This is a genomic window from Microterricola viridarii, assembly GCF_001542775.1.
Classification (GTDB): domain Bacteria; phylum Actinomycetota; class Actinomycetes; order Actinomycetales; family Microbacteriaceae; genus Microterricola; species Microterricola viridarii_A.
In genome coordinates this window covers 3,117,579-3,141,211 of sequence record NZ_CP014145.1, presented here as the reverse complement: position 1 = coordinate 3,141,211, position 23,633 = coordinate 3,117,579, and the positions used below count along the sequence as shown (strand labels likewise).

The window sequence follows — 23,633 nt, the reverse complement described above, 5'->3', positions numbered from 1 at the left end:
AACCCACGACTGAGAACACTGAGATGGAATCCCGCACAGAACTGAAGCAAGCCGCGAAGGAGCGACTCGCCGCCGAAAAGGCCGCGAAGCTCCAGCGGAAGACCGAATTGCAGGCGATGACGCCCGCCGACCGCAAGGCCGCCAAGTCCGCCGACCGCGAAGCCGCGCGCGCAGCGCGGAGGGCCGAGAAATCCGAGGCGAAGGCCGCACGCGCCTCCATGTCCCGGGCCGAGCGCCGTGAAGCACGGCGCGCGGAACGGGCCTACCGGCGCCTCAAGGCGCGTCCGCGCCGCATCGCCGGGTGGAGCGTCGCGGTCGCCGTCCTCGCCATTGTCGGCATCGTCGCCGCCCCGGTGATCGCCGATGTGAACCGACTGCTCTCCGTCAAGGTCGACAGCTCGACCGCCGACGGCGTCGCGGCGCGCGCCTACGCGACCGGCCTCGCCGAGGACATCTCTGACGAGGGCATCGTGCTGCTGAAGAACGACAATGACGTGCTGCCCCTCGCGGAGCAGGCCGTCAACGTCTTCGGCTTCGACTCGTTCAACCTCCGCTTCGGCGGCGGCGGATCGGGCGCCGGCGACCAATCGACCGCAGTGGGCCTCTACGAGGCTCTCGAGGAGCAGGGAATCGCCACCAACCCGGAGCTGAAGGCAGCCATGGAGGCGGCAGGGGCGAAGTCCAAGGCGGGCTCCAGCACCGGCCTCATCCAGGTGATCGGGGCACTCACCGGTGGCGGCGGCGAGGCCGGCGAACCGGCGCCAGACTACCTGACCGGAGACGTCATGGCGCAGGCGAGCGAGTTCGCCGACACGGCACTCGTGGTCCTGGCCAGCTCGAGCGTGGAAGCTTCCGATGCAGCGCCGGAGCAGCTGGCGCTGAGTGGCACCCAGCGGCAGCTCCTCGACACCGTGACCGGGAGTTTCGAGAACGTTGTGGTCGTCATCAACGCCGGCAACGCCATGGAACTGGGCTTCCTCGACGAGTACCCCCAGATCACGGGCGCGCTCTGGATCGGCACGCCCGGCCCCCGGGGTGCCGTCTCCCTTGCCAAGATCCTCGACGGCGACGTGAACCCGTCGGGCCGCCTCACCGACACCTACGCCACCGACGTCGCGAGTGCGCCCGGCACCGAAAACTTCGGCGACTACGACTACGCGAACACGAAGCGCTCCTTCCTTGAGTACGAGGAGGGAATCTACGTCGGCTACCGCTACTACGAAACCCGCTTCGCGGACGACGAGGAGGGCTACGCGGCCGCCGTGCAGTTCCCCTTTGGCCACGGCCTCAGCTACACGTCCTTCGACTGGCAGGCCGCCGAACCCGTCGTCACCGACGGCACGGTGAGCGTCGACGTCGTCGTGACCAACACCGGCCAAGCGGCCGGCAAGGACGTCGTGCAGCTCTACTTCTCCGCGCCCTACACACCGGGCGGCATCGAGAAGTCCGCGATCGAGCTCGCCGGCTACGCCAAGACCTCGCTCCTGGAGCCCGGCCAGTCCGAGACCGTCACGATCGCCTACGACGTGCGCGACATGTCCTCCTGGGACGGTGCTCGCGGCGCCTACCTGCTCGAAGCAGGCAACTACGGCATCGCCGTCTCGCGCGACGTGCACTCGCCCGTCGCCGAATTCGACACCACCGTCGCGGCAGACGTCGTCTACGACACCGACGAGGCAACGGGCGTCGCGCTCGAGAGCCGATTCGAGGATGCGTCGGGCGACCTGACCTTCCTCTCGCGTGACGAGTGGGAGAGCACCTATCCGACGACCCCTGACGGTGACCGAACGGCTTCCGCGGAGCTGCTCGCGGAGATGTACCCGGAGGTCATCCCGGCCGAGGGCACGGCCCCCACACAGGGCGTCGACCACGGACTCCGGCTCGAGGACCTGCGGGGCCTCGACTACGACGACGCGAAGTGGGAGGACTTCCTCGACCAGTTCACGACGGACGAGCTGATCAAGGTCTTCGCGAACGGCGGCTACCAGACCGCAGAGATCGAACGCCTCGGCGTGCCCTCCGGCGTGCTTTTGGACGGCCCCGCCGGGCTGAACTTCTTCTTCGGAGACATCACCGCCGCGTCCTTCCCGACCGAGGTCGTGATCGCCTCCACCTGGAACACCGACCTCGCCCGGGCGATGGGTGAAGCGATCGGCGCCGAGGCGAACGCCTACGGCGTCCAGGGCTGGTACGCCCCCGGCATGAACCTGCACCGCACCGCCCTCGGCGGCCGCAACTTCGAGTACTACTCGGAGGACCCGGTCGTCTCCGGCACGATGGGCGCCGCAATGGTCGCCGGCGCCCAGAGCACCGGCCTCATCACGTTCATGAAGCACTTCGCACTCAACGAGCAGGAGATCAACGCCCGCAGCGGAGTGCATGTGTGGGCCGACGAGCAGGCGATCCGCGAGCTGTACCTGCGTCCGTTCGAGATCACCGTCAAGGACGGCGGCGCGAACGGAGCGATGAGCTCGTTCGTCCACGTCGGCGCCCGCTGGTCGGGCGGCAACGAGGCCCTCCTCGAGGACGTGCTCCGCGGCGAATGGGGTTTCCAGGGCGTCGTGTCGTCCGACGCTGTGCTCGGCGCGTTCATGGACCCGGGCCAGGCGATCATCGCCGGGAACGACCTCATGCTCGCGGTGCTCCCGAGCGTGACGGAGTCCGCTGCACGGAATGCGCTGGCGGCCGACCCGGTCGGCATTGGCGGGGGTCTGCGCGACCGCGTCCACGCGGTCATGTTCGCACTGCTGCACACCGACCTCTTCGACTGAGACGGTGCCAGTGTCCCGGGCCCGGCGTCACGCCGGGCCCGGGACCTCGCCCCGTACCGCGTGGAAGAGCGAGGGGCGAGTAGTTAGCCCAGCGCGGCTCGCCGCGTGGTGTGCTTGGTGGGCACATGGGACCAGGGGTCCTCTGGCCACGGGTGCTTCGGGTAGCGGCCGCGCATCTCTGCACGCACCTGTGCGTAGGGGCCGGCCCAGAACGAGGCCAGGTCGTCGGTCACCGCGAGGGGGTGCCCGGCCGGCGACAACAGGTGGAACAACGCCGGCACGCGGCCTCCCACGAGACGCGGGGTCTCCGCCCAGCCGAAGCACTCCTGCAGCTTCACGGCCACGACGGGCCGGGCCACGGGGTCATCGATGGGCGGGTAGCTGAGCCGAACGCGTGAGCCGCTGGGGACTTCGAGGCGCTCCGGGGCCAACGTGTCCAGATCGACCGCCGCAGGCCAGGGCAGGACGCGCCGGAGCGCCGGGGCCAGATCGATGCGGGAGGCCGGGGTGCCGGAGGCAAGGGCCGAGAGCTCCGGGCCGAGCCAGGAATCCAAGGTGCCGAGCAGGGCGGCATCCGAGACATCCGGCCAGGGCGACCCGAGTTCGCGATGCAGCAGGGCGAGGCGCCGGCGCAGACCGTCCGCGGCCTCCGACCAGGGGAACACCCCGAGCCCTTGCTCTTCGAGGGCACGGCGGGCGGCAGTGCGCCCGCCATCGTCGGCCTGCACGCGCACGGGGACGGACGAGCGGACGATCGCCCCGATTCGGCGTTCGCGCCGCGCGACGACGCGGCCGTCCACGAACTGCGCCTCGACCCGGTCGGTGACGAGGTGGGTCGCCGCCTGCTCCGCTTCGCTCTCGGAGAGGACGGCGGCGGAGCGGATGATCGCCCCGGTGCCCGCGGCTGCGCGCCCCTGGGCCCGGGTGACGTCGGCCACTGCCAGCCACTCGGCGCCCGCGAGCGGGCCCGTGATCCCGGCACGGGTGCCGGAGGCGAGGAGGAAGGTTGCCCCGTGCGCCGAGTGATCGACGCGGCGGGCGATCCAGTCGGGGAACGCGAGGGCGATGACGAGACCGACCTGATCCGAGCTCCCCCGGGTCGTGCCCTTCGAGGCAGTGAAACGTTCCAGTCGTCGCACCTCCTGCTCCCAGCGGCGGGCATCCGGGCTGCGTCCGCTGCGCAGCGCGGTGAGCGTGCCCGCGGCGTCGCCATCCGCGACGCGGAGGTCGCTGCTGAGCAGCGCGATCACCTCGGCAGCCGTGCGCCCGCCGACCAGGGCGCCGCCGAGAAGCAGCGCGCGGGCCAGGCGCGGGTCGGTCGGGATGCGTGCAAGCGCGCGCCCCTCGTCGGTGGCGCGTCCATCGGCATCGATCGAGCCGAGCCCGCGCAGCACGGAGAGGGCGTCGCTCAGGCTGGCGGAGGGAAGCGGGTCGACGAGTCGCAGACCGACCCCGCCTGGCGCACCCCAGCAGGCGAGGAGCAGGGCGGCGTCGGTGAGGTCTGCGGCCTGGATCTCGGGGGCGGGGTGCGTCGGTGCCGCGGCGAAGGTGCGCTCGTCGACGCAGCGGACCACGATGCCCGGCCCCTGTCGGGTGGCGCGCCCAGAGCGCTGGATGGCGGAGGCCCGCGGCGTCGGGCCGGTGACGAGGCCGCTCATGCCGCGCCCCGCGTCGCGCTGCGGGGCGCGGGAGAGGCAGGTGTCGACGACGAGGCGCACGCCGGGCACGGTCAGTGAGGACTCCGCGAGCGACGTCGAGACGATGATGCGTGCCGGAGTGCCGGGGCTGCGCCCACCGATCACCGCATCCTGCTCGGCGGCGGGGATCTGGCCGTGCAACTCACGCACATCGAACTCGGACGCGAGCCCGCGGATGCGCCGGGCGATCTCGGCGACCTCGCGCGCACCCGGCGCGAAGACGAGGGCATCGGCGGTCGGATCGGTGCGCACCAGGGCGCGGTGTGCGATGACGGCGGTGCTCGCGACGTGGTCGAGGAACGCCCAGGTCACCCCGCGCTCGTCCAGCCGGGGCGTGGGGCTCGGCGCCCAGCGCACCTCGAGCGGATGCGCCGGAACACTCTGGGTCACGATCGGCGCCGGGGCGGCATCCGACCCCAGAACCGTCGCGAAACGCTCGGCATCCAGCGTCGCCGACATCGCGACGAGCACGAGGTCGTCGCGCAGCTCCCGGACCTCGCCGAGCAGGCCGATCAACAGGTCCGTCTCCAGGGCCCGCTCGTGCACCTCGTCGATGATGACCGCGCCGACCCCGTCGAGACCGGGGTCGTCGAGCAGGCGGCGCAGCAGCACACCGGCGGTGACGAACTCGATCCGGGTGGACGGGCCCACCTGGCGTTCGCCGCGCACGGTGAAACCAACGCGGGAGCCGAGCGGCGTTCCGTCCAGCTGCGCGAGGCGGCGGGCGGCGGCGCGGGCGGCGACCCGGCGCGGCTGGGTGACGATCACCCGCCCCGGTACGCGATCGGCGATGACCGGCGGAACGAGCGTGGTCTTTCCGGTGCCGGGAGGCGCGCTGACCACGACGGAATTGCTGCGGTCCAGCGCGGCGGCCAGATCGTCGACGGCTGCCGCGAACGCGAGCCCGCGACCGATCCTGGACGGGTCGAACGGCTCAGTGGTCACTCCCCCAGTCTCTCGCGTCGGGGAGGCGTGTGCGCGCAGCAGGCGGCGCGAGATCGCGCCTCAGCCGGCCTGCTGCGTCGTCACCGCGCCCGGTTTAGCGCCGACCAGCAGCTCCGCAGCAGAGGCGAGGCGCTCGATGAAGGGCGCGCTATCGGTGCCGCGGGCGAGGGCGTGGGCGGAGAGTCCGTCGAGCATGCCGAGCAGCTGCCACGCGATGGCGTCGGGGTCGTCCGTCGTGAACTCACCCGTCCGCCGCCCCTCGGTGATGATCTCGGCGAGGAGAGCATGCCACGCGTTCATCTGCGTGTCGATCGCGACTGAGAGCGCGGGGTTGTGCCGGCCGAGCGACCAGGCGTCCACCCAGACCAGGGTGAGGTCGTCGCGATCGCCGCCCAGGACGGTGTCGATCAGCAGCGCGAGGCGCTGCGCGGAGCTGGTGCCGGTGTCGACCCAGGTCTGCACCTCGACGAGCTCATTGGCGACGAGCTCGGAGAAGACCGCGGCCACGAGGTTGTCCATGCCCGAGCCGTAGTGGGCCACCAGCCCGGGCGCCACGCCCGCCCGCTGGGCGACCGCACGCAGGGCGAGGGTGGAAAGACCGCCCTCGCGCGCCAGCGCGCAAGCCGCCGCGAAGATCTCGGCGGAGCGCTGCGCGGGAGGCTTGCGGGTGCGAACTCGGGGCGGTGGCGTTGACATGATTCGACCAGTCTAGGAAGATTTGTATTGATCGCATGGCCAATTAGGTCCGCCGTTCAACAAAGGAGTCGACATGGTGTGGAAGATGCCCCACGAGGGTATGGAGCATGAGCGGACGTGGATGGCCTTCCCGCGGGAAGGAATCACCCTCGGCGACGGTGCCGAATGGCGGGAAGGCGGATATCGCGCCTGGGCCGATGTGGCCCTCGCCATTGCCGAGTTCGAGCCCGTCACCATGATCGTCGACCCCAGCGAGAGGAGGCGCGCGGCCAACATGCTGGGCGGCGCCGTCGAGCTCGTGGAGGCGCCACTGGACGAGTACTGGATGCGTGACTGCGGCCCCACATTCGCGCTCGATGACGAGCGCCCCGGTGTTCTGGGGGCCGTGGACTGGATCTTCAACGGCTGGGGAGCACCCGATTGGGCCAGTTGGGGCAAGTCCGCACTCATCGCAGAGTTCATCGCCGAGCGACTCGGCTGCGAACGCCTCCCCTCCCTGCTGGTGAACGAGGGGGGCGGCATCCACGTCGACGGCGAGGGCACCATTCTGCTGACCGAGACGGTGCAGCTCGATCGCCGCCGCAACCCTTTCGCCGACAAGCAGCGCGTCGAGGCCGAGATGGCGAGGCTCCTCGGGGCCACGCGGGCCATCTGGCTGCCGCGCGGCCTGACCCGCGACTACGACGACCTCGGCACGAATGGCCACGTCGACATCGTGGCGACGATGCCGTCGCCCGGGCGCATCCTGCTGCACCAGCAGACCGACGCCGCACACCCGGACCATGCCATCAGCGCCGAGCTCAAGCACCTGCTCGCGGGCGAGCGGGATGCCGCGGGGCGGTCATTCGAGATTATCGACCTGCCCGCGCCCAGCACACTGCGGGATGACGGCGGCTTCGTCGACTGGAGCTACGTGAACCACGTCGTCGTCAACGGCGGCGTCATCGCATGCGGCTTCGGCGATGAATACGCGGATGCCCGTGCCCGCGAGATCTTGGAGGACGCGTACCCCGGGCGGGCGGTGGTGACCGTCGAGGCGCGGCCGATCTTCGCCCGCGGTGGCGGCATCCATTGCATCACGCAGCAACAGCCCGCCGTGGCGCGCGCAGAGCACCCGGAGCGCTGACGTGATCGACGTCGTCGAGGCCTCGATAGCCGAGCTGCGCGACGCGCTTCGAAGCGGTGCGGCCACGAGTGTGGAGCTCGTCACCGCCTACCTCGCGCGAATCGCTGCGTTCGACGCCCCCGGAACGCCGACAGCGCTCAACTCCGTCGTCGTCCACAACCCGGACGCACTCGCAGAGGCGGCGGCGTCGGACGCGCGCCGTGCGAGCGGGCAGGAAACCGGCCCGCTGGAGGGCATTCCCTACACCGCGAAGGACAGCTATCTCGTGCGCGGGCTGACGGCGGCGGCGGGGTCGCCCGCGTTCGAGAGCCTCGTCGCCCAGCACGATGCCTTCACGATCGGGCGGCTCCGTGCGGCGGGAGCAATCTGCCTCGGGCTGACCAACATGCCCCCGATGGCCAATGGCGGCATGCAGCGTGGCCTGTACGGCCGTGCCGAGAGCCCCTACAGCGCCGGTTGGCTCACCAGCGCCTTCGGCTCTGGCTCCTCCAACGGCTCCGGCACGGCGACGGCGGCCAGTTTCGCGGCCTTCGGCATGGGTGAGGAGACGTGGTCCAGTGGCAGGGCCCCGGCATCCTGCAACGCGCTGTGCGCGTACACGCCGTCACGCGGAATCCTCTCCGTGCGCGGCAACTGGCCCCTCGTGCCGACCATGGACGTCGTTGTTCCCCACACCAGGACGATGGCCGACATGTTCGAGCTGCTCGACGTGCTCGTCGCCGATGATGCCGAAACGCGAGGGGACTTCTGGCGGGCCCAACCCTGGGTGTCGATCGCCGCGGCCTCCGCGCTGCGACCGGACTCCTACACGGCGGTGAGGGAGTCGCTCACAGGCCGCCGCTTTGGCGTGCCCCGCATGTACATCAACGCCGATGCCGAGGCTGGGAGCGGAACAACGATCGGAGGGTCGACCGGTCAGCGCATCGACACCCGGCCGTCGGTCATTGCACTGTGGGAGGCCGCGCGGCGCGACCTGGAGGCGCACGGCGCAGAGGTGGTCGAGGTGGATTTCCCGGTGGTCAGCCGCTACGAGGGCGATCGTGCCGGGGCGCCGACCGTCAAGACCCGTGGGCTGGTCTCGCCCGAGTTCTTGCAGCACGAGATCACTGACCTGTCGGCGTGGGCCTGGGAGGACTTCCTGGCGGCGAACGGCGACGCATCCGTGCAGAGCCTCGCCGACATCGACCCGCAACGCATTTTCCCGCCTCCGCCGGGTGCACTGCCGGACCGGTACACAGGGTTCGACGACGACATCTCCGAGTACCCGAGGCAGGTGCGCGAGCACCCCTACGCGGCCTTCACCGACATCCCGCACCTCGAGGAGGGCGTGCGCGGGCTCGAGCAGACGCGCCGGATCGACCTGGAAGAGTGGATGGACGGACTGGGGTTGGATGCCGTCGTCTTCCCCGCGATGGCCGACGTCGCGCCGGCGGACATGGACGTCAACCCGCACTCCGCCGACCTCGGCTGGCGCAACGGCGTCTGGGTCGCCAACGGCAATCTCGTGCTGCGGCATCTCGGCATCCCGACCGTCACGGTGCCGATGGGAACCATGGCCGACACGGGCATGCCGGTGGGGCTGACTTTTGCGGGGCGAGCCAACGACGACACGCGGCTGCTTGGATTGGCTGCCGCCTTCGAGGCAAGCGGCCGCCGGCGCACGGAGCCGAAGCGCACCCCGCGGCTGCGCTAAAAATCCTTGACACCATGTCGGCGGTGCTATTGAATGACTGACCAACAGCCCTATTGGCTTGGCGATCAATAAGAATCGCAAGCGACAGAGACGTCCGCACCATCCGAGAAGAGGCCCCCTTTTGGCAGATTTTCCCCTGACCACCACCGCACCGGATGGAGCGCTCGTCGACTCGGCAACGCAGCCGGAGACACGTGGCATCGAACTGATCGATGACTCGGCCAGGCACGGCCGCGCGCGCGACCTCTTCGCGGTCTGGGCAGCGCCGAGCGTCAACGTGCTCGCCCTCACGATCGGGGCGTCGATGATCCTGCTCGGCCTCGAGCTGTGGCAGGCAATCCTCGTGATCGTGGCCGGATCGGTGCCCTGGATCTTCACGGGAATCATCGCCGTGAGCGGCCCGGCCGCCGGCACCTCCGGCTCGGTCATCACGCGCGCCATGTTCGGGTTCCGCGGCAACAAGGTCGTCCAGGCGTTCATGGGCTGGCTGGTGGCGGCGGTGTTCCTCGCCCTCAACTGGCTCGCGGCCGCGTTCCTCGGCGCCGGCCTGCTCGCCCAGTTCGGGGTGTCGGACCCGGTGCTCGTCCCCATCCTCATCACCCTCGTCGTTGCGGCCGTCACCGTGCTCATCGCGGTGTACGGCCACGGCCTGATCCTGCGCGCATATCCGGCCATCGCGATCGTCCTGATCGCGATCTTCCTGGTGGTGACGGCGTTCATCCTCCCCCACGTCGACTGGGCGTACCGGCCCGCCGAGCCGCTGCAGGGAGTACCGCTGTGGTCGGCGATCACGATCGGCTTCGCCATCCTCGCCTCGGGCCCGCTGTCATACATGAACAGCCCAGACATGTCTCGCTACCTGCCCCGCGACACCAAGCCGTCCCACATCATCGCCGCCACGGCCCTCGGCGGCGCGCTGCCGCAGACCTTCTTCACGATCGTCGGAGCGCTGCTGGCGACGGCGGTCGGCTCCGCGATGGATGCCGGGCTGGAGGGAGCACTGCTGGCGCTGCTGCCCGCCTGGCTGGCCCCGCTGTTCGTCCTCGGCGTCGTGATCAACACCGTTGCTCTGAACGGCATGACGACGTACAGCTCAAGCCTGACACTGCAGGCGATCGGAGTCCCGATCCGCCGGATCCCGGCGGCCGTCGTCGTCGGAGCCATCGGCGCGGCGCTGACCATCTACCTCGCGCTCTCCACCTCTTTGCTCGACGCGGTGAACCTCATGCTGCAGTTCCTGATCCTGGTGTCGGCGCCGATCATGGCCATCTTCGTCATCGACGTCATCAGCCGACGCGGCCGCTACAACGGTGAGGACCTCTTCGACGGTCGACCGGGCGGGCGTTTCTGGTACACCGCGGGCTGGGGCCTGCCAGGCGTTCTCGCGTTCGTGGCGGGCGTGTGCACGAGTGCCCTCTTCGTCTCCACGACCGTGTGGACCGGCCCCATCTCCGAGGCCCTCGGCTACATTGACCTCTCGGTCCCCGTCGCGCTCGTCGTCGCGGCAAGCGTCTACGCGGGGCTGCAGCGCACTCGACTCGGCGGCAAGGGGCGACCATGACCGACATGACCAACAGGACAGACGGTGCACCGCGCATGCAGGTGTACACCGGCGGCCGCATTTTCACCGCGGGAGCCCGCCCATGGGCGAGCGCCATCGTCGTCCACGACGAGCGCATCCTCTATGTCGGCGACGATGCCACGGCGGCCAGGATTGCCGCCCCGGATGCCGAGCGCACCGACCTGGCGGGCCGAGTCGTGCTGCCGGGCTTCGTCGACGGGCATGCGCACGTCGTGGAGACCGGCAAGGCCGCGCGGCAGGTCGACCTGTGGGGCGCCGGCGATCTGGACGAGATCCGCAGCCGGATCAGCAGCGCCGCCGCCCAGAACCCCGCAGCGCCACGGGTCTTCGCCCAGGGCTGGCAGCACAGCGCGATCGACGGCGCACCGGACCGTCGCTTGCTCGATGACATGGTGGCCGACCGGCCGCTGTACCTGCAGGCGCACGACCTGCACTCCATCTGGTTGAACACGGCGGCCCTCGCCGAGGTTGGAATCGATGAGGCGACCGAGTCGCCGGCAGGCGGTCGCATCCATCGCGATGCCGCCGGCCGCCTGACCGGCGTCGTCGATGAGATCGCCATGCACCAGCTCGTCTGGGGCGTTCTGGACTCCTTCGCCACCGAGGACGACAATGACGCAGCGGTGCGCACGGCACTCGCCGGCTACCGCGCGAGCGGGGTCACGGCGGCCACAGACATGGCTCTGGATGAGGCGCAGCTGGCCGCACTGCGCCGTGTGCTGCAGGCCGGGGAGCTGACCGCCCGGATCACCGCACATTGGCTGGTGCACCCGACGGGTGACCTCGACGAGAATCTCGCCCAGGTGGCGCGCGCGGCCGAGCTGCTCGCCGAGGGCGACGACGACTGGCTGCGCGTCGTCGGGGTCAAGCTCATGGTGGACGGAACCGTCGACGGCTGCACCGCCGCGGTGCGCACGCCGTACGTCAACGGCGCATTGCCCGAGGCGATCTGGTCGCTCGACGATCTCGCACCGGTGGTCGCCGCGGCGGATGCCGCCGGGCTCAAGGTCGCCATGCACGCCATCGGCGACGAGGCGGTGCGCATCGCCATCGCCGCCGTCGAGCGCGCGATCGCCGTGAACGGGCCGCGGTCGCGTCGCCACCGCATCGAGCACCTCGAAGTCGTGGATCCGGAGGAGATCGAGCGCCTGGCGGCCCTCGGGATCGTCGCCAGCATGCAGCCGGTGCACTCCGACCCCGCCATTCAGGCGAACTGGCGCGAGATGCTGGGCGACGAGCGGGTGGAACGCGGCTACCCGTGGCCGGAGATGACCGACCAGGGCGCGCGCCTCGTCTTCGGAACGGACTCGCCGACATCGCCGTTCGCACCGCTGCCGAACATGTTCATCGCCTCGACCCGTCGCTCTGCATTGGACCCGTCGCTGGAGCCGAACCTTGCGCGGTACGCGCTGCCGCTCACTGACGCGATCCGGCACGCCACCGCGGATGCGGCATGGGCCTGCGGGGCGGAGGGCCGTTACGGCAGCCTGGCCGCTGGCCTGTACGCCGACTTCGTCGTGCTCGATCGGGACGTGTTCGACGCAGCGCCGGAGGTGCTGCTCGAGGCGCGGGTCGTGACGACTGTTGTCGGTGGTCGGCGGCTGCACGCGGTGTAGCTGGGGCGTTCAGTCGGTCGATCGGCTGGGGTGCGCGGCTGGTGACCTAGATGGAGGGTGGCAAGCAGCGGTCACTGATGCGTAGGTTTCCTTGGGTGGGGCTGCCGCCTTTCACGAGGCTGCGCCTCATGCATCACGCCATTTGCTGCCCCAGCGCACGAGCGGGTGCAGCACCTCGATGAGCTCGCTCCCGGCCTCGGTCAGCCGGTAGCGCACCTGCACCGGCGTGGTCGGTGTCACCTCGCGCAGGATGAGACCCTCCTGCTCGAGCTCCTTGAGTCGCACCGAGAGCACCCGGTCCGAGATGCCCTCGGCGAGTGCGCGGTACTCAGAGAATCGCTCCGCGCCGCGAACCCCGGCAAGCAGGATCAAGGCAGTCCACTTGCGCCCGGCGATCTCGGCCGCGGCCTGAAAGCGGCGGCACTCCGCCTCGTCCGTGTGCTCGCCGAACAGCGATGTCGAGTCGGCGGTCTGGGCTGCGCTCTTCACTCCGGTATTCACTTACCCAGAGTAAGCGACTAACCATTGAATCGCAAAAATGGCGGCGGAGGTCGACGATGGAGAGACACCCCCACGAAAGGACAACCGATGGAACTCGGCGTCTACAGCTTCGGCAGCCTCGCCCGCGACCCGCTGAGCGGCGAACTCGCCAGCACCGCCCAGGCGACACGCAATCTGCTCGAGGCCATCCGCCTCGCCGACGAGGTCGGGCTCGACTACTTCGGCATCGGCGAACACCACACCCACGAGATGCCGGCCTCGGCCGCCGCCACGATCCTCGCCGCCGCGGCATCCGTCACCGAGAACATCACACTCGCCAGCGCCGTCACCGTGCTGAGCACCGACGACCCCGTGCGCGTGTTCCAGCAGTTCGCCACCGTCGACGCGCTCAGCAACGGTCGGGCCGAGATCACCGCGGGGCGCGGATCATCGACCGAGTCGTTCCCGCTGTTCGGGTACAGCCTCAGTGATTACGACAAGCTGTACGCCGAGAAGCTCGAACTGCTCCTCGCGGTCAATGCCGACGAACGAGTCACCTGGAGCGGATCCACCCGTCCGGCGCTGACCGACGCCGTGGTGGTTCCCCGACCGGATGCCGGCAGCCTGCCGATCTGGCTCGGCACCGGCGGCAACCCCTCCTCCTCAGTGCGCGCCGGCTTGCTCGGCCTCCCGATCTCGTACGGCATCATCGGCGGCCAGCCGGCCCGGTTCGCGCCGCTCACCGAGCTCTACCGCAACACCGCCCGCGCCAACGGCATGGCAGAGGTCGACATCAAGGTGGCGGTCGGCAGCCCCGGCTACATCGGCGAGAGTGGCGCAGTCGCCCGCGACGAGTTTTGGCCGCAGTGGCACAACAGCATGAGCACGATCGGCGAGCAGCGCGGCTTCGCGGCGCCCTCCCGGCTCTCTTACGACCGCGACACCTCGGCCAGGGGTGCCCTCTACGTCGGATCGCCGGAGGAGATCGCCGAGCGCATCCTCGACCTGCACGGCGCCATCGGGCACATGCGGCACTTCTTCCAGATGGACTTCGGCAACCTGCCGCAGGCGCAGTTGCTGCGCTCGATCGAGCTGCTCGGCACCCGGGTGAAGCCGCTGGTGGACGCGGCCCTGGCGGGTTCCTCACCTCGGCCGGAGGGCAACTAGCCGTGGCGACGGTTGGCATCATCGGGGCAGGCAAGGTGGGCACGGCCATCGCCAGGCTGGCGGTTGCCGCCGGCGACGAGGTCCTGTTGGTGGGCTCGCCCGGCGCCGCGTACTTCGAGCAGATCGTGGCGATGACGGTGCCGGGTGCCCGCGCGGCGACAGTTGACGAGGTGGCGGATGTCGCGGAGCTCACCATCCTTGCGGTGCCGTTCGGCAAGGTCGACACCGTGGCGCTGAATCGATTCGACGACGCGGTGGTGGTGGACGCAAGCAACCACTGGGAGCCGGTCGATGGCACCCCGGCGATCCTGCAGGGCGCCACCCCCGGACTCACCAGCAGCGAGCTCGTGCAGCGGCTGCACCCGGACGTGCGCCTGGTGAAATCGCTCAACCACCTCGGCTACCACGACATGGACACCGATGGGGCGCCGGCCGGTGCGGTCAACCGGCGGGCCGTTGCCGTCGCCGGCGACCACCAGAGCGCCAACGACACCGTCGCGGCCTTCCTCGACCGCATCGGATTCGACGCCGTCGATATCGGCACCCTGGCCGCGGGTGTCGTGCTGCAGCCAGGCGAGCAGATTTTCGGGCGCTTCGTGCAGTCTGACGACCTCGCGGCGTTGGCTGCCGAGGGGCGCCAGCTCGCCGCCTAGAGTTGTTCCGCGGCATCCCGCCCGCGCAGACCGTCGCCGATTGGAACCGCTCATGACGCTCACCCGCCTCGACGTGCAGGCCGCCGAGCAGCGCACCCGCGCCCACGTGCGCCGCACGCCGTCGTTCCACGCCAGCGCGACGCTCTCGTTCAAGCTGGAGTTCCTGCAGCACACCGGCACATTCAAGGCGCGCGGCGCCTTCAACCGGCAGCTCGCGGCCCGCGAGCGCGGCGAGCTGGATGCCGAAGTCGGCATCGTCGTGGCATCCGGCGGCAACGCGGGCATCGCCAACGCCTATGCGGCATCGGTGCTCGGGGTGCCAGCCACCGTGTTCGTCCCCGAGACGGCGCCCGCCGTGAAGGTGGCGCTGCTGCGCACCCTGGGGGCAACGGTCGTGCAGACCGGGCAGGAGTACGTCGAGGCGTTCGCGGCGGCGAGCGTGTTCGCCACCGAGAGCGGTGCGCTGTTCTGCCACGCCTACGACCAGGCCGAGATCGCGGCCGGAGCCGGCGTGCTGGCCGAGGAGTTGCTCGCCGACGACCCCGGGGTCGAGACGATCGTGGTCGCCGTCGGCGGCGCCGGGCTGCTCGCCGGCGTGCTGGCCGCTGCGGCGGGGCGCGCCCACGTCGTGGCCGTCGAGCCCGAACGCGCGCCGACGCTGCACGCGGCACTGGCCGCCGGTGCGCCGGTCGACGTCGCGGTGGGCGGTGTCGCCGCCGATTCGCTCGGCGCGCGGCGCGTCGGGCAGATCGGTTTCGCGCTGGCCGCGCCCGCGCACGCCACCGGTTCGCTCAGCAGCGTGCTGGTCGGCGACGACGACATCATCGCCGCGCGCTCCGCCCTCTGGCGGGAGTACCGCATCCCGAGCGAGTACGGCGCGGCCGCAGCGGCCGCCGCCCTGGCATCCGGTGCCTACCGCCCCCGGTCGGGCGAGCGCGTCGCCGTGATCGTCTGCGGGGCGAACACCGATCCCAGCACGTTCTAGCCGACGGCGATTGTCGGCCGAATTGAGTGGGAGCGAAAGATCGGCCGATCTTGACGCGCTGAAGCCCGAATGATTCCCCCGCGGGCCCCTTACTGTCAGACTCACTGTGTGCTGCAGGGTCGCGGCAACGGCCTCGGCCGCGCCTGACTCCGTCGCACCCTTTCGAGACGGGAGTCATGCGTGAGAGTCGGCATTGCGCGAGAGCGCCGAGACGGGGAGAAGCGCGTCGCCGCCACCCCAGACACCGTGCGTCAACTGAGGGGGCTCGGCCTAGAGGTTCTGGTCGAGGGCGGCGCGGGCATGGCCGCCGGGCACAGCGACCAGAGCTACACGGATGCCGGGGCCAGCGTTGTGGCGACGCTCGACCTCGGCCAGCTTGACGTGTTCGCGCATGTGCGGCCGCTCACCCCGGCGACCGTAGCCCTGCTGCGCCGCGGCGCCGTCACCGTGGGCCTCGCCTCCCCCGCGAGCGAGCTGCCCACGGTGCGCGCCCTCGCCGAGGCCGGCGTGACCGCGTTCGCCCTCGAACTGGTGCCCCGCATCTCACGGGCGCAGTCGATGGACGCGCTCACCTCGCAGGCGCTCATCGCCGGCTACCGCTGCGTGCTCGAGGCCGCCATGCGGCTGCCCCGCTTCTTCCCGTTGTACATGACCGCAGCCGGCACCATCCCGCCGGCCAGCGTGCTGGTGCTCGGCGCGGGCGTCGCCGGCCTGCAGGCGATCGGCACCGCCAAGCGGCTCGGCGCCCGCGTATCGGCGAACGACGTGCGGCCGGCATCCGCCGACGAGGTCGCCTCGATGGGGGCGAAGTTCATCAACCTCGACCTCGAGACCGCCGAGGCCAGCGGCGGCTATGCGAAAGAGCTCGGCGACGACAAGGCCGCCAGACAGCGCGCCCTGCTGGCGCCGCACGTGGCCGCCTCCGATGTGCTGATCACCACGGCGGCGATTCCCGGCCGGCCCGCGCCGCTGCTGGTGACCCGCGAGATGGTGCAGGCGATGAAGCCCGGCTCGGTGGTGATCGACCTCGCCGCCGAGAGCGGCGGCAACGTCGAGGGCGCCGTGGCCGGCGCCGATGTGCTGGTGCCCACCGCCGACGGATCCGGCTCCGTCACCCTCGTCGGCATGAAGGATGCCGCATCTGCGATGGCCTCCGACGCCTCCCGTCTCTACGCCAAGAACGTCGCCAACCTGCTCGAGCTGATGACCACCGACGGCGTTGTCGCCCCCGACTTCGGCGACGAGGTGCTTGCCGGCGCATGCCTGACCGCCGACGGCGCCGTGCGGCACGCCCCCACCGCCGAGGCCCTTGGTCTGGCTGCCGGCACGACTGAAGGAGGAGTGGCCTGATGGACGGAATTTCACTGTTGACGATCACCGTGCTCGCGGTGTTCGTCGGATTCGAGGTCGTCTCGAAGGTCTCGAGCACCCTGCACACCCCGCTGATGTCTGGCGCCAACGCCATCCACGGCATCATCCTGGTCGGCGCCATCACCGTCGCCGGCCAGGCACACGACCCGTGGGTGCTCGCCGTCGCCCTGCTCGCCGTGGTGCTGGCCACCGCCAACCTTGTCGGTGGATTCGTCGTCACTGACCGCATGCTCGAGATGTTCCGCGGGCGCAAGGCGCCGGCAGCATCCGCACCCACATCCGCCGACCGGAAGGAGACCGGCCGATGATGCTGCTCGACCCCACCTGGACCGCCCTGCTCTACCTCGTGGCCGCCGTCTGCTTCATCCTCGCCCTGCGCGGACTGGCCGCGCCCAAGACCGCCAGACGCGGCAACCTGATCGGCGCCTTCGGCGCACTCGTGGCCGTCGTGACCGTGTTCTTCTCGATGGAACTCGACAACATCCCCTGGATCCTCGCGGCGATCGCGCTCGGCTCGCTCATCGCAGCGCCCGTCTCGCGCCGCGTCAAGATGACCCAGATGCCCCAGCTCGTCGCCATCTTCAACGGCGTTGGCGGCGGAGCGGCCGCGCTGGTCGGTCTGCTCGAGCTCGCCCACAACGACAATCCGTGGGTACGCCTGGCGATCGTCTTCACGCTGCTGGTCGGCGCCATCTCATTCGCCGGCTCTGCGATCACCTTCGCCAAGCTGCAGGAGCTGATGACGACGCGGCCCGTGCTCTTCCCCGGCCTCCCGATCGTGATGAGCCTCGTGGTGGTGCTGGCACTGGTCGGTGCGTGGATCACGATTGCAACCGGCTCGACCGGTTACGCGGTCGTGCTGCTCGCGATCGGCCTCGTGGCCGGTGTGCTGCTGGTGCTGCCGGTCGGCGGCGCCGACGTGCCCATCGTGATCTCGCTGTTGAATGCTTTCACCGGCCTGGCGGTTGCGGCCTCCGGCCTCGTGCTCGGCAACGTGCTGCTCGTGGTGGCCGGCACCCTCGTCGGTGCCAGCGGAACGATCCTCACCCGCTCGATGGCCGCGGCCATGGGTCGCGGCGTCGCCGGCATCCTGTTCGGCGCGTTCCGCGGCGGCTCGACCGCCGGTTCCACCGTGCAGAGCGAGCGCCCGGTGCGCTCCTCCAGCGCAGAAGACGTCGCCGTGCTGCTCGGCTACGCGCAGCGGGTCATCGTGGTGCCCGGCTACGGCCTGGCCGTCGCGCAGGGCCAGCACACGCTGGTCGAGCTTGCCGCGGCGCTCGAGGCGCGCGGCATCGAGGTCGTCTACGCCATCCACCCGGTTGCCGGCCGCATGCCGGGGCACATGAACGTGCTGCTCGCCGAGGCGAATGTGCCCTACGAGTCGCTCAAAGAGATGGCCGACGTCAACCCCGAGTTCAAGACGACGGATGTCGCCCTCGTCGTCGGCGCGAACGACGTCGTCAACCCGGCTGCGAAGACCTCGGCCGGCTCGCCGATCTACGGCATGCCGATCCTCGAGGCAGAGGAGGCGCGACAGGTTGTGTTCCTGAAGCGCTCGATGCGCCCCGGCTTCGCCGGCATCGAGAACGAGCTGCTCTACCAGCCGCAGACCACGCTGCTGTTCGGTGACGCGAAGGACTCCCTCAGCAAGGTGCTCGCGGCGGTGAAGGCGCTGTAGAACGCCGGATGCCGGGTCCCGCGGCATCCGGTGCACGGCCTGCGGCGGCTTCCAGCTTGCGCGGGGCGCTGGCGACGTAGACTGGAGCAGTTCCCCCAGACATGAAAGAGGTCGCAGCGTGACTCAAACCAGGGTTGCCGCCGCGCACACCTCGACCGAGTGGATCGTGCCGCTCACCAGGGCGATCCTCCTCGCCGTTCCGGCCATCGCCATCACCTTCGCCGAAGACCACGGGCCGCGCTTCGGCCTCACCGTGTTCGGCATCTGGGCTGTGGCCGCCGGCCTCATCCTCGGCGCTCTCAGCCTGCGCCTGCTGGCGGACTCGCTCAGCCGCCGCCTGTTCGCCACAAACGGCCTGCTCACCGCGATCGCCGGACTCGTCGCGCTCAGCCTGCTCGGCAGCCTCGGCGAAGGGGACGGCCTCGGTACGTTCCTGTTCCTGGTCACCGTCTGGGCCGCCTGCACGGGCGTTCTCGAGTTCTACGCCGGATGGCACGCCCGCAAGACCCTGGCCGCCGCCCGCGACTGGCGCATGGCCGGCGGGCTCACCGTCATCCTCGCGCTCGTGCTGATGATCCTGCCCCCGCACGCCGTGGTCTCTGTCGGCCTGCTCGGCGCCTACTTCGCGATCCTGACCGTGTTCCTCGGCATCGCCGCCTTCTCTCTGAAGTGGGATTCGGCGCCGAAGCGTGCGGGCGAACAGCCCGCGGCATCCGTGGCCCCCTCCTCTTCTCTCTCCACCCCCACCTCTGAATCGGATGTCCCGTGAGCACGAATCCAGACCCCAAGAAGCGCCCTGAGCCCCTCGGTGCCCAGTTCCAACCCAGCCGGCGCGACCGGCTGCGCCCGGTCGAGCTGGTCGGCGGATCTGGCATCGGCGCGATCTTCGTCGGCCTTGTCGTGCTGCTCACCACCCAGCAGATCGTTCTGACCCTGGTCGCCACCGGCATCACGTTCATCGTCGTGCTGATGGTGCTCGCCCTCTTCGCGATGGGCGCCAAGCAGGACGCCGAAGAGACGGCCGACCTCGAGCAGCAGAACAACCCCGACGGCACGAAGTAGCCGCGGAGGCACCCGCCGATTGAGCGTGTCGACATTAGGGTTTCGACCCTTCTTCGACAGGCTCAGGACAAGCTCAGGACAGGCCAAGCTCAACGATCCGGGTCAACGGCCGCCAGTAACGCAGAACGCCCGACAGCAGAAGCTGTCGGGCGTTTCGCGTTGCGCGGCTGTTAGGCGCCGGGCAGGCGGTCCACCAGCTCGTTCGCGAGGCCGGTGTAGCCGGCCGGGGTCAGGGCCAGCAGGCGCGCCTTCGCGGCGTCGCCGATGTCGAGCGCGTCGACGAACGCGACCAGCTCGGCCTGGCCGATGCGCTTGCCGCGGGTCAGCTCCTTGAGCATGGCGTAGGGGTCTTCGATGCTGGAGCGGCCGGCGGCAACCTCGGCGCGGATGACGGTCTGGATCGCCTCACCGAGGATCTCCCAGTTCGCGTCGAGGTCGGCCAGCAGCACCTCGCGGGCCAGGTCGATCTCGCCGAGGCCGCGCTGGATGTTGTCCAGGGCGAGCATCGAGTGGCCGAAGCCGACGCCGATGTTGCGCTGGGCGCTGGAGTCGGTGAGGTCGCGCTGCAGGCGGCTGGTGACCAGCGTCGCGGCGAGCGAGTCGAGGATCGCGCAGGAGAGCTCGAGGTTGGCCTCGGCGTTCTCGAAGCGGATCGGGTTGATCTTGTGCGGCATCGTCGACGAGCCGGTCGCGCCCGCCTGCGGGATCTGGCGGAAGTAGCCCATCGAGATGTAGGTCCAGATGTCGGTGGCCAGGTTGTGCAGCACGCGGTTGGCGTGGGCGACCCGGTTGTAGAGCTCGGCCTGCCAGTCGTGCGACTCGATCTGGGTGGTGAGCGGGTTCCAGGTGAGGCCGAGGCTCTCGACGAACTCCTGCGAGATGGCGGGCCAGGCGGCATCCGGGTCGGCGACCACGTGTGCGGCGAAGGTGCCGGTGGCCCCGGAGAACTTGCCGAGGTACTCGGAGCCCTCCAGCTGGGTGACGATGCGGCCGAGGCGGTAGACGAAGACCGCGAGCTCCTTGCCCATGGTCGACGGCGTCGCCGGCTGGCCGTGGGTGTGGCAGAGCATGGCGGCGTCACGGTGCTGCTCGGCCAGTTCGGCCAGCTTGCCGATCACGCCGCGCAGCTTCGGCAGCCACACGGTGTTGACGGCGTCGCGAACGGTGATGGCGTAGCTCAGGTTGTTGATGTCTTCGCTGGTGCAGGCGAAGTGGGTCAGCTCGGCGATGGAGTCCAGGCCGAGGGCGGCCAGGCGGCGGCGCACCAGGTACTCGACGGCCTTCACATCGTGCCGGGTGACGGCCTCGAGCTCGGCCAGCTCGTCGATCTCGGCCTGGCCGAAGTCGGTGACGAGGGCGCGCAGAGAGGCCTGCTGCTCGGCGGTCAACGGCGCGGAACCGAACATGGAGTGGTCGGTCAGGTAGATCAGCCACTCCACCTCGACCTGCACGCGAGCCCGGTTGAGGCCGGCCTCGGAGAGGAACTCCCCCAACCCGGTCACGGCGGCCTGGTAGCGGCCATCGAGGGGGCTGAGCGGTTGTGTGGGCAGGGGACTCATCGGACTCCTAGTCGGATTGCGGGGGCGATTTGCCGGAATAGTGCCTGCGAAGACCTTTCAATCATCCCAAGAACTGCGTCAAACATCGCATCGTCCGAGTAGTAGGGGTCCGGCACATCGCGCAGATGCGCCTGCTCCGCGTCGAAGCTGAGCATCATGCGCACCTTGTCGCGCTCGATCTCGTTCGGCGCCCAGGCCCGCAGAATGCGCTCGTGGCTGCGGTCGAAGGCCACGATCAGGTCGAAATTCTCGAAGGAGTCCGTCTCGAACTGGCGCGCCCTGTGCATGCTGCCGTCGTAGCCCCGACGCGCCAGCGCGTCGATCGTGCGCTGGTCCGCCCGCTCCCCCACGTGCCAATCGCCGGTGCCGGAGGAGGTGGTGGTGATGTAGCCGGCGAGTCCGGCGCGCGCCACGTGCTCACGCAGCACGACCTCAGCCATGGGCGACCGGCAGATATTACCGGTGCACACAAAACTGATGCGGAAGGGCTGCGCGTCTTCGCTCGGCGAATGGGCGCGCGTCATGCTCCCATTGTGGGCTAAAAGCGCGTCGCGTAGGCATCGAATTTCTGTTCGACTTTCGGATGCCGCGGCGCGGCGTGTTGCCCGACCGCGCCGCCTCCTCTGCACAGCGCGGCGGGCCCGTGCCCCGTCCCCAGATCTCGCGCACTTCGCCGCCGGATTCCCCGCAACGGGCAGGGTGGAGGGATGGGCGACACGGGTGCGCAGGGCGGGGTCTCGCGGGTAGCGCTGGCGTGGGCGCTGCAGGGCGCCGAGGCGGCGCGCACCGCCACGGAGGCGCGGCTGCGCGGCATCCGCTCGGTACTTGCCGCCCTCGAGCCAGAGGCGGCCAGCGGGCTGCCAGGCGTTGTGCCCGGCTGGCACTCCCCCGCTGCGGCCGTCTACGCCGAGCAGTTGCGGGGCCTGCACGCCGAGCTCGCGGGGATCCTCGCCAGCGTGCACGCCGCCGAGGCGAGCGCCTGGCGGGAGCTGGCCGGCTGGCAGGGCGAGTGCGAACGCCTGGGCGGGCTGCTGCGGGCCGCGGGGAGCGCCGGTGGCTGACACGCTGACGCTCTCCGGCGGCGGAACGACCGCGGTCGCCACCGACGAGATGTTCGCCCATGCGGCGCAGCTCGGCGCCTGCCAGGCCCGCGCAGAGGAGTGGCGTGCGCGGATCGGCGCGGTGCTCGCCGCAGATGACGGCGCGGGCGGCGGGGGCGGCCCCGCGATGGGCATGACCGGCGCGTCGGGCTGGGCACCCTCGGCGGCCTCGACCCTGCTGCTCGGCGAGGCGCAGCGCCAGGTGCAGGCGTTCGGCGCCGCGGTGGAACGGCTGCGCGACTCCCTGCGCCGGGCGGCGGAGTCCTACGGCCAGGCGGAGCGCACGATCACGGCCCTCTGGGGCGCCGGTGCCCAGCTCGCCGCGTGGACGGCCGGGGGCGCGCTGCCGCAGCTGCTGGCCTCTGCCGTGTTCTCACTGCTGCCGTTGGCGGCTCTCACCCTGCTGCTCAGCACGGCCTTCGGCATCGACCCGGCGCGGCTGCCCGCACTCGTCTCCGGCTGGCTGCTGGCCGACCCCCGGCTGCTGAACAGCCCCGGTTTCGTGCGGCTGGTGCGGGCGGCGATCGGCTCCGGCGACGAGTTCGCGGCCGGCCTGCTGCGGGTTCCCGCCGCCGTGGCCCTGCCCGTCGGCGCGCACGTCGGGGCAGAGGAGGGCGCCGCCGCCGTCACCGTGCTCGCGCTACTCGCCGCCGCCGTCGGCAGCCGGGCCCTGCGGGAGACGCCAGAACGGGTGCACCGGGCAACTGCCGCCAGGGCCGTGACGCCGCCGGGCGGGGTCGGCGGCCTCGCCGCGCGGGTGCCCTCCTCGGCCGCCGGGTCGCCGCAGATCCGGATCGAGCGCTACGGCGAGACCGCGCCCCGCTGGGTGGTCTACCTGGCCGGCACTGCGGATTTCACAGCCACCCCGGGTGCCGAGCCCTTCGACCTCACCGCGAATGTGCACGCGACGGCCGATGGCGACGCGGCCAGCGAGCGCGCGGTGCGCGAGGCGCTCGCCGCCGCCGGTGCGGCCCCGAGCGAACCGCTGCTGCTGATCGGGCACTCCCAGGGCGGCCTCGTCGCGGCCCGCCTGGCCGAGGCGGGCGACCTCAACGTGGCCGGCTACGTCAACCTCGGCGGTCCGCTCGGCTCGGTGCAGGCGAACGGCGTGCCGGGCCTCTCGATCGAGCACACCGACGACATCGTGCCGGCCCTGGGCGGCAGCGGGCACGCGCCGGACGAGTTGCTCACGGTGGGCCGCACGGCGCTGCCGGCCGACCCGGCCGCGAACCAGGCCGCGCCGCTCTTCGGCGCCCACAGCCTCGACCAGTACCGGCACACGGCCCGGCTGATCGACGCCTCTGCCGAACCGCGCCTGCAGGGCTTCGAGCGCCTGGTGCGGGACTTCGCCGGCACGGCGCCCGGCAGCATGACCAGCTGGCGCGCGGAGCGCGTGCCAGCAGCCGACTAGCCCAGCAGCCGACTAGCCCAGCGCGCGGGCTAGCCCCGCGT

At 70.7% G+C, this 23,633-nt stretch carries 20 protein-coding genes; 15 read left to right on the top strand and 5 right to left on the bottom strand.

The genetic code is table 11. The features are described from left to right. Positions 1-23 precede the first annotated feature (23 nt). Positions 24-2,771 carry a glycoside hydrolase family 3 protein gene (locus AWU67_RS14405; protein ID WP_067230562.1) on the top strand — a complete coding sequence of 916 codons (2,748 nt, stop codon included), beginning with the start codon at positions 24-26 and terminating at the stop codon, positions 2,769-2,771. An 83-nt stretch (positions 2,772-2,854) separates the two neighbouring features. On the opposite strand, the gene hrpB is transcribed toward AWU67_RS14405, so the two are convergent. Both hrpB and AWU67_RS14395 read right to left on the bottom strand, forming a co-directional pair. Continuing rightward, a complete protein-coding gene (gene hrpB / locus AWU67_RS14400; RefSeq protein WP_067230559.1) occupies positions 2,855-5,413 on the bottom strand; it encodes an ATP-dependent helicase HrpB in 2,559 nt (852 codons plus the stop codon). A 60-nt stretch (positions 5,414-5,473) separates the two neighbouring features. Then, positions 5,474-6,109, bottom strand: a complete 636-nt coding sequence (locus tag AWU67_RS14395) for a TetR/AcrR family transcriptional regulator (RefSeq protein WP_067230555.1) — start codon at positions 6,107-6,109, stop codon at positions 5,474-5,476. 73 nt (positions 6,110-6,182) lie between these two features. On the opposite strand from AWU67_RS14395, the gene AWU67_RS14390 reads away from it, so the two are divergent. From AWU67_RS14390 to AWU67_RS14375, 4 genes are all read left to right on the top strand, one after another. Continuing rightward, on the top strand, positions 6,183-7,235 hold the full coding sequence (locus tag AWU67_RS14390; RefSeq protein WP_067230552.1) for an agmatine deiminase family protein: 1,053 nt from the start codon (positions 6,183-6,185) through the stop codon (positions 7,233-7,235). A 1-nt stretch (position 7,236) separates the two neighbouring features. After that, a complete protein-coding gene (locus AWU67_RS14385; RefSeq protein WP_067230549.1) occupies positions 7,237-8,928 on the top strand; it encodes an amidase in 1,692 nt (563 codons plus the stop codon). A gap of 136 nt (positions 8,929-9,064) precedes the next feature. Beyond that, entirely contained in the window at positions 9,065-10,489 is a 1,425-nt protein-coding gene (locus AWU67_RS14380; RefSeq protein ID WP_067232855.1) for a purine-cytosine permease family protein, read from the top strand. Further along, on the top strand, positions 10,486-12,126 hold the full coding sequence (locus AWU67_RS14375) for an amidohydrolase (RefSeq protein WP_234407272.1): 1,641 nt from the start codon (positions 10,486-10,488) through the stop codon (positions 12,124-12,126). The genes AWU67_RS14380 and AWU67_RS14375 overlap by 4 nt, the downstream gene beginning before the upstream one ends. 126 nt (positions 12,127-12,252) lie before the next feature. On the opposite strand, the gene AWU67_RS14370 is transcribed toward AWU67_RS14375, so the two are convergent. After that, positions 12,253-12,627 (bottom strand): winged helix-turn-helix transcriptional regulator, encoded by a 375-nt coding sequence (locus tag AWU67_RS14370; RefSeq protein ID WP_234407271.1) that lies wholly within the window; start codon positions 12,625-12,627, stop codon positions 12,253-12,255. Between the two features lie 87 nt (positions 12,628-12,714). On the opposite strand from AWU67_RS14370, the gene AWU67_RS14365 reads away from it, so the two are divergent. The 8 genes from AWU67_RS14365 to AWU67_RS14330 all read left to right on the top strand — a co-directional run bounded on the left by AWU67_RS14365 (position 12,715) and on the right by AWU67_RS14330 (position 19,522). Beyond that, a complete protein-coding gene (locus AWU67_RS14365) occupies positions 12,715-13,773 on the top strand; it encodes an LLM class flavin-dependent oxidoreductase (protein WP_067230541.1) in 1,059 nt (352 codons plus the stop codon). A gap of 2 nt (positions 13,774-13,775) precedes the next feature. Then, positions 13,776-14,426: an NADPH-dependent F420 reductase gene (locus AWU67_RS14360; protein ID WP_067230537.1), complete on the top strand. Its 651-nt coding sequence runs from the start codon at positions 13,776-13,778 to the stop codon at positions 14,424-14,426. 52 nt (positions 14,427-14,478) lie between these two features. Next, positions 14,479-15,411 carry a threonine/serine dehydratase gene (locus AWU67_RS14355; RefSeq protein ID WP_067230532.1) on the top strand — a complete coding sequence of 311 codons (933 nt, stop codon included), beginning with the start codon at positions 14,479-14,481 and terminating at the stop codon, positions 15,409-15,411. 180 nt (positions 15,412-15,591) lie between these two features. Beyond that, on the top strand, positions 15,592-16,761 hold the full coding sequence (locus tag AWU67_RS14350) for a Re/Si-specific NAD(P)(+) transhydrogenase subunit alpha (RefSeq protein WP_067230528.1): 1,170 nt from the start codon (positions 15,592-15,594) through the stop codon (positions 16,759-16,761). Continuing rightward, positions 16,761-17,090: an NAD(P) transhydrogenase subunit alpha gene (locus AWU67_RS14345; RefSeq protein ID WP_067230524.1), complete on the top strand. Its 330-nt coding sequence runs from the start codon at positions 16,761-16,763 to the stop codon at positions 17,088-17,090. The genes AWU67_RS14350 and AWU67_RS14345 overlap by 1 nt, the downstream gene beginning before the upstream one ends. Continuing rightward, entirely contained in the window at positions 17,087-18,460 is a 1,374-nt protein-coding gene (locus AWU67_RS14340) for an NAD(P)(+) transhydrogenase (Re/Si-specific) subunit beta (RefSeq protein ID WP_067230520.1), read from the top strand. Before AWU67_RS14345 ends, AWU67_RS14340 begins: the two co-directional genes overlap by 4 nt. A gap of 118 nt (positions 18,461-18,578) precedes the next feature. Then, the gene (locus tag AWU67_RS14335; protein WP_067230517.1) at positions 18,579-19,229 is read left to right on the top strand and encodes a hypothetical protein; all 651 of its coding nucleotides are present in this window, start codon (positions 18,579-18,581) and stop codon (positions 19,227-19,229) included. Next, positions 19,226-19,522, top strand: coding sequence for a hypothetical protein (locus tag AWU67_RS14330; protein WP_067230513.1), 297 nt, complete (start codon positions 19,226-19,228; stop codon positions 19,520-19,522). The genes AWU67_RS14335 and AWU67_RS14330 overlap by 4 nt, the downstream gene beginning before the upstream one ends. 170 nt (positions 19,523-19,692) lie before the next feature. Here AWU67_RS14330 and purB read toward each other — a convergent pair whose 3' ends face one another. Then, positions 19,693-21,081: an adenylosuccinate lyase gene (gene purB, locus AWU67_RS14325; RefSeq protein WP_067230509.1), complete on the bottom strand. Its 1,389-nt coding sequence runs from the start codon at positions 21,079-21,081 to the stop codon at positions 19,693-19,695. Then, the gene (locus AWU67_RS14320) at positions 21,078-21,605 is read right to left on the bottom strand and encodes a low molecular weight protein-tyrosine-phosphatase (protein WP_067230505.1); all 528 of its coding nucleotides are present in this window, start codon (positions 21,603-21,605) and stop codon (positions 21,078-21,080) included. The genes purB and AWU67_RS14320 overlap by 4 nt, the downstream gene beginning before the upstream one ends. 183 nt (positions 21,606-21,788) lie before the next feature. Between AWU67_RS14320 and AWU67_RS14315 the strand changes: the two genes are divergently transcribed. Together AWU67_RS14315 and AWU67_RS14310 are read left to right on the top strand one after the other, a co-directional pair. Further along, positions 21,789-22,142 (top strand): hypothetical protein, encoded by a 354-nt coding sequence (locus AWU67_RS14315; RefSeq protein ID WP_067230502.1) that lies wholly within the window; start codon positions 21,789-21,791, stop codon positions 22,140-22,142. Then, the gene (locus AWU67_RS14310) at positions 22,135-23,592 is read left to right on the top strand and encodes an alpha/beta hydrolase (protein ID WP_067230498.1); all 1,458 of its coding nucleotides are present in this window, start codon (positions 22,135-22,137) and stop codon (positions 23,590-23,592) included. The genes AWU67_RS14315 and AWU67_RS14310 overlap by 8 nt, the downstream gene beginning before the upstream one ends. The last annotated feature ends 41 nt before the right edge of the window (positions 23,593-23,633 follow it).

Bases quoted from the DNA above. Each gene is read 5' to 3' on its own strand.
- AWU67_RS14355 (WP_067230532.1), top strand. From the start codon at position 14,479: ATGACGCTCACCCGCCTCGACGTGCAGGCCGCCGAGCAGCGCACCCGC.
- AWU67_RS14340 (WP_067230520.1), top strand. From the start codon at position 17,087: ATGATGCTGCTCGACCCCACCTGGACCGCCCTGCTCTACCTCGTGGCC.
- AWU67_RS14405 (WP_067230562.1), top strand. From the start codon at position 24: ATGGAATCCCGCACAGAACTGAAGCAAGCCGCGAAGGAGCGACTCGCC.
- AWU67_RS14315 (WP_067230502.1), top strand. From the start codon at position 21,789: ATGGGCGACACGGGTGCGCAGGGCGGGGTCTCGCGGGTAGCGCTGGCG.
- purB (WP_067230509.1), bottom strand. From the start codon at position 21,081: ATGAGTCCCCTGCCCACACAACCGCTCAGCCCCCTCGATGGCCGCTAC.
- AWU67_RS14345 (WP_067230524.1), top strand. From the start codon at position 16,761: ATGGACGGAATTTCACTGTTGACGATCACCGTGCTCGCGGTGTTCGTC.
- AWU67_RS14375 (WP_234407272.1), top strand. From the start codon at position 10,486: ATGACCGACATGACCAACAGGACAGACGGTGCACCGCGCATGCAGGTG.
- AWU67_RS14390 (WP_067230552.1), top strand. From the start codon at position 6,183: ATGGTGTGGAAGATGCCCCACGAGGGTATGGAGCATGAGCGGACGTGG.
- AWU67_RS14395 (WP_067230555.1), bottom strand. From the start codon at position 6,109: ATGTCAACGCCACCGCCCCGAGTTCGCACCCGCAAGCCTCCCGCGCAG.
- AWU67_RS14320 (WP_067230505.1), bottom strand. From the start codon at position 21,605: ATGACGCGCGCCCATTCGCCGAGCGAAGACGCGCAGCCCTTCCGCATC.
- AWU67_RS14365 (WP_067230541.1), top strand. From the start codon at position 12,715: ATGGAACTCGGCGTCTACAGCTTCGGCAGCCTCGCCCGCGACCCGCTG.